Here is a 4,116-nt window from a genome sequence, read left to right on the forward strand (position 1 = left end):
ATCTGCGATCTGGGGAAGCACGTCTCTCACGAGTACGAGGAGAGGGGCAGCGGGGACTTGGCCCTTCTCCCCGAGATCAGGGGGCGGGTCAGCCCATCTCCTCCAGCGTCTTGCCCTTGGTCTCGGGCAGGAACTTGAGGATGAACGGGATGGAGAGGAAGGCGAACACCGCGTACATCACGTAGGTGAGCGACAGGTTCCACTCCGCCAGGTCCGGGAAGGTGATCGTGATCGCCCAGTTGGCGATCCACTGGGCCGAGGCGGCCACACCGAGCGCGGCCGCACGGATCTTGTTCGGGAAGACCTCACCGAGCATGACCCAGACGACCACACCCCAGGACAGGGCGAAGAACAGCACGAACGCGTTGGCGGCGATCAGCGCGACAACACCCTGGGCGGTCGGCAGCGGGTCGTTGCCGTTCTGGTACGAGAAGGACCAGGCGGCCAGCGCGAGGGAGACGCCCATACCGATCGAGCCGATCAGGGCGAGCGGCTTGCGGCCGATGCGGTCGACGAAGATCATCGCGATCACGGTGCCGATGATGTTGATGATCGAGGTCTCGAACGAGTAGAAGAACGAGCTCGACGGGTCGATGACGTTGATGCCGACCAGCTGCTGGAAGACGGAGAGGCCGATACCGATCCAGACGATCGGCAGCAGACCGAACCTGCCGCCCAGCAGGTCCCGGAACGTCGACTTGTGGTCGCTGCGCATGGCCTCGTCGATCTCGGCGACGCGGGCGTCCAGGTTGATGTCGCCCTCGACGTCGGCGAGCACCTTCTTGGCGTCGTCGACCCGGCCCACGCTGATCAGGAAGCGCGGCGACTCGGGGATGGCGAAGGACAGCAGGCCGTAGATCACGGCCGGCACGACCATCACGCCCAGCATCCACTGCCAGGCCTCGATGCCCGCGATCTCCCCGCGCTCCTCACCGTCGGCCATGTTGAGGATGGCCCAGTTGACGAGCTGCGAGACGGCGATGCCGATGACGATCGCCGCCTGCTGGAAGGAGGCGAGCCTGCCTCGGTACGCCGGCGGGGCGACCTCGGCGATGTAGGCGGGGCCGATGACCGAGGCCATACCGATGGCTATACCGCCGAGGACACGCCAGGCGGCGAGGTCCCACGCGGCGAACGGAAGGCCGGAGCCGACGGCACTCACGGCGAACAGCACCGCCGCGATCTGCATCACGCGGATACGGCCGATGCGGTCCGCGATCCGGCCGGCGAGGGCGGCACCGACGGCACTGCCCAGCAAGGCGCAGGCGGCGACGGTGCCGGTGGCACCGGAGCTGAGCTCGAAGCGAGCCTGGATGCCGCCGTTGGCGCCGTTGATGACGGAGCTGTCATAGCCGAAGAGGAAGCCACCCATGGCGGCTGCGGCGGTGATGAAGACGACGTGCCCCAGATGTTCGGGGGGTGCCGCCTTGGCTCCTTGCTGAGGTGCCTGCGCTGTGCTGGTCACGTGGTAACTCCTCGGGCCACCGGCGTCGCTGCCGGGGTGGTGGTGAGCCCTTCAACCTGAAGGTAAAAGCAACGTTGCAGAGACTATTCCTTCAGGTTTCGAAGTCAATAGGTTCTTTGCTGTGACTTTCTCGCGCAGGCGTATCGGCTTACGTTCACAAGTTGAACTCATTTAGAGGCGCAGGTGGCGACAGGTGTAGACCGCACGCAGTTACCGGAGCCGCTGGCTGATGACCTTCGACACACCGTCGCCCTGCATGGAGACGCCGTACAGCGCGTCGGCGACCTCCATCGTCCGCTTCTGGTGCGTGATGACGATGAGCTGCGAGGCCTCCTGCAGCTCCTGCATGATCCGGATCAGCCGCTGCAGGTTCGTGTCGTCGAGCGCCGCCTCGACCTCGTCCATCACATAGAACGGACTGGGCCGGGCCTTGAAGATCGACACCAGCAGCGCCACGGCCGTCAGCGACCGCTCGCCGCCGGAGAGCAGGCTGAGCCGCTTGACCTTCTTGCCCGGCGGCCGCGCCTCGACGTCCACGCCCGTGGTGAGCATGTTGTCGGGGTCCGTCAGCACGAGCCGGCCCTCGCCGCCCGGGAACAGCCGGCCGAAGACGCCCTCGAACTCCCGGGCCGTGTCCCGGTAGGCCTCGGTGAACACCTGCTCGACGCGCTCGTCCACCTCCTTCACCACCTGGAGGAGGTCGGCACGCGTCTTCTTCAGGTCTTCCAGCTGCTCGCTGAGGAACTTGTGCCGTTCCTCCAGCGCCGCGAACTCCTCCAGCGCCAGCGGGTTCACCTTGCCGAGCTGCTGGTACGCCCGCTCGGCCGACTTCAGCCGCTTCTCCTGCTCCGCCCGGACGAACGGCTTCGGCTGGTTGCGCGGGTGCTCGGGATCCTCCGGCAGCTCCTCGCCCTCGGCGGGCGGCGAGGGCGGTACGAGCTGATGCGGGCCGTACTCGGAGACCAGCCCCGCCGGCTCCACCCCCAGCTCTTCCAGCGCCTTGGTCTCCAACTGCTCGATCCGCAGCCGCTTCTCGGCGCCGAGCACCTCACCGCGGTGCACGGAGTCCGTGAGCTTGTCGAGCTCGGCCTTGAGGTCGCGGCCCTCGGTGCGGGCGGCGGCCAGCTCCTGCTCGCGCTGTGCCTTGGCCGCCTCGGCGACGCTGCGCTCCTCGTCCGCGCGGGCGAGGGAGACCTCGACGTGCGCGAGAAGCTGGCGCGCGCCGGAGGCGACGGCTTGTGCGACGGACGCCTCGTGCCTGAGGCGCGCCCGCCGCTGCTCGGCACGCGCGCGTGCCTCGCGTTCCGCGCGGGCGGCCCGGTCCCGCGAGTCGGCCCGCCCGGCGAGCCCCTTGACCCGTTCCTCGTGCGTACGGACCTGAAGCCGGGCCTCCATCTCGGTCTGCCGTGCGTTGGCGCCGTCGGCGGCGAGCCGGTCCCGTACGGAGGTGTCGGGCTCCTCCTCGACCGGCATCTCCTCGGCGACGGCGAGCCGTTCGGCGAGCTCCTCGACCTCCTGCAGCGCCTTGTCGAGCGCCTCCTGGGCACGTGCCGCGGCGGCGACGCTGCGCTCGGCCTCCCCCGCGGCCGCCCGGGCCTGCCCGGCGAGCCGGCCGAGCTGCTGTGCCACCGCCGACTTCTCGCGGTCGGCGGCCCGACGCCGTTCACCCAGGTCCTCGACGAGCGCGGCGGCCTCCTTGCGCCGCTCGCCGGCCGCGGCCTGCACCTCGGCCAGCTCCTCGCACCGCACGGCCAGCTCGTCCAGCTCGGCGGCCGCCTCGTCCACCGACGCCTGCACCTCGAGCAGACTGGGCGCCCCGGCGGACCCTCCGTGAGCGAAGTGCGCCCCGAGCAGATCCCCCTCGGCGGTGACGGCGGTGAGATCGGGCCGCGCGTACACGAGCTCCTCGGCGTCCTCCAGCGTCCCGACGACGACGATCCCCCGCAGCAGCCGCCGCACCGCGGGCATGAGCTCGGAGGGTCCCCGCACGAGATCAGCGGCATACGACGGACCATCGGGGTGCGCTTCCCCGGATACGGCGGGCAGAGCACCGGCGCCCGGGGGCGAGGCGTCACCGGCCCGGAGACCGGCGTCTGCGGTCGTCGCCCCGCCTGAAGCATCCGCGCCACGACCCCCGGGCATCGCCCCGCCCGAAACACCGGCACCACGCTCCCCGGGCATCGCCCCGCCCGATGCCCCCACGTCGGCACTCCGGTCGCCACCCCGGCCTCCCCCGTCCGTGTCCTCCGGTGCTCCCGCCAGCAGCAGGGCCGCGCGGCCCGCGTCCTGTTTGCGCAGGAGGCGGATGGCGTCCGCTGCCGATGCCGGGGTCGTCACGGCGATGGCGTCGGCTGCTGCGCCGAAGGCGGCGGCCAGGGCGACCTCGTGACCCGGCGTCACCGTCAGCAGCTCTGCGGCCGGGCCCAGCAGGCCGGTGAGACGATCCTTCGCGCCGAGCAGGGCGCCGGTGCCGTCCTTGCGGCGCAGTCCCATGGCGAGGGCCTCATGGCGGGCCTGCGTCGCGGCCCGGCTGCGTTCCGCCGCCGTGGTCGCCTCACGGGCGGCGGCGAGTGCGGCATCCGCCTGCGCGAGCTGCTGCTTCGCCGCCTCGTGCCGCTCGGCCAGTTCCGCGTCAACGGCGTCGAGGCCGT

General features: G+C 70.7%; 2 protein-coding genes. Both read right to left on the reverse strand.

Annotated elements, in window-relative coordinates:
- Nucleotides 1-88 precede the first annotated feature (88 nt).
- Nucleotides 89-1,465: a sugar porter family MFS transporter gene (locus tag ACTWQJ_RS47560; RefSeq protein ID WP_443312598.1), complete on the reverse strand. Its 1,377-nt coding sequence runs from the start codon at nt 1,463-1,465 to the stop codon at nt 89-91.
- 210 nt (nt 1,466-1,675) lie between these two features.
- The coding region (locus ACTWQJ_RS47565; RefSeq protein WP_443312599.1) for an AAA family ATPase at nt 1,676-4,116 on the reverse strand (2,441 nt) is incomplete at its 5' end.

This window comes from Streptomyces sp. KR55, assembly GCF_052245645.1.
GTDB classification, from domain to species: Bacteria; Actinomycetota; Actinomycetes; order Streptomycetales; family Streptomycetaceae; genus Streptomyces; species Streptomyces flavusporus.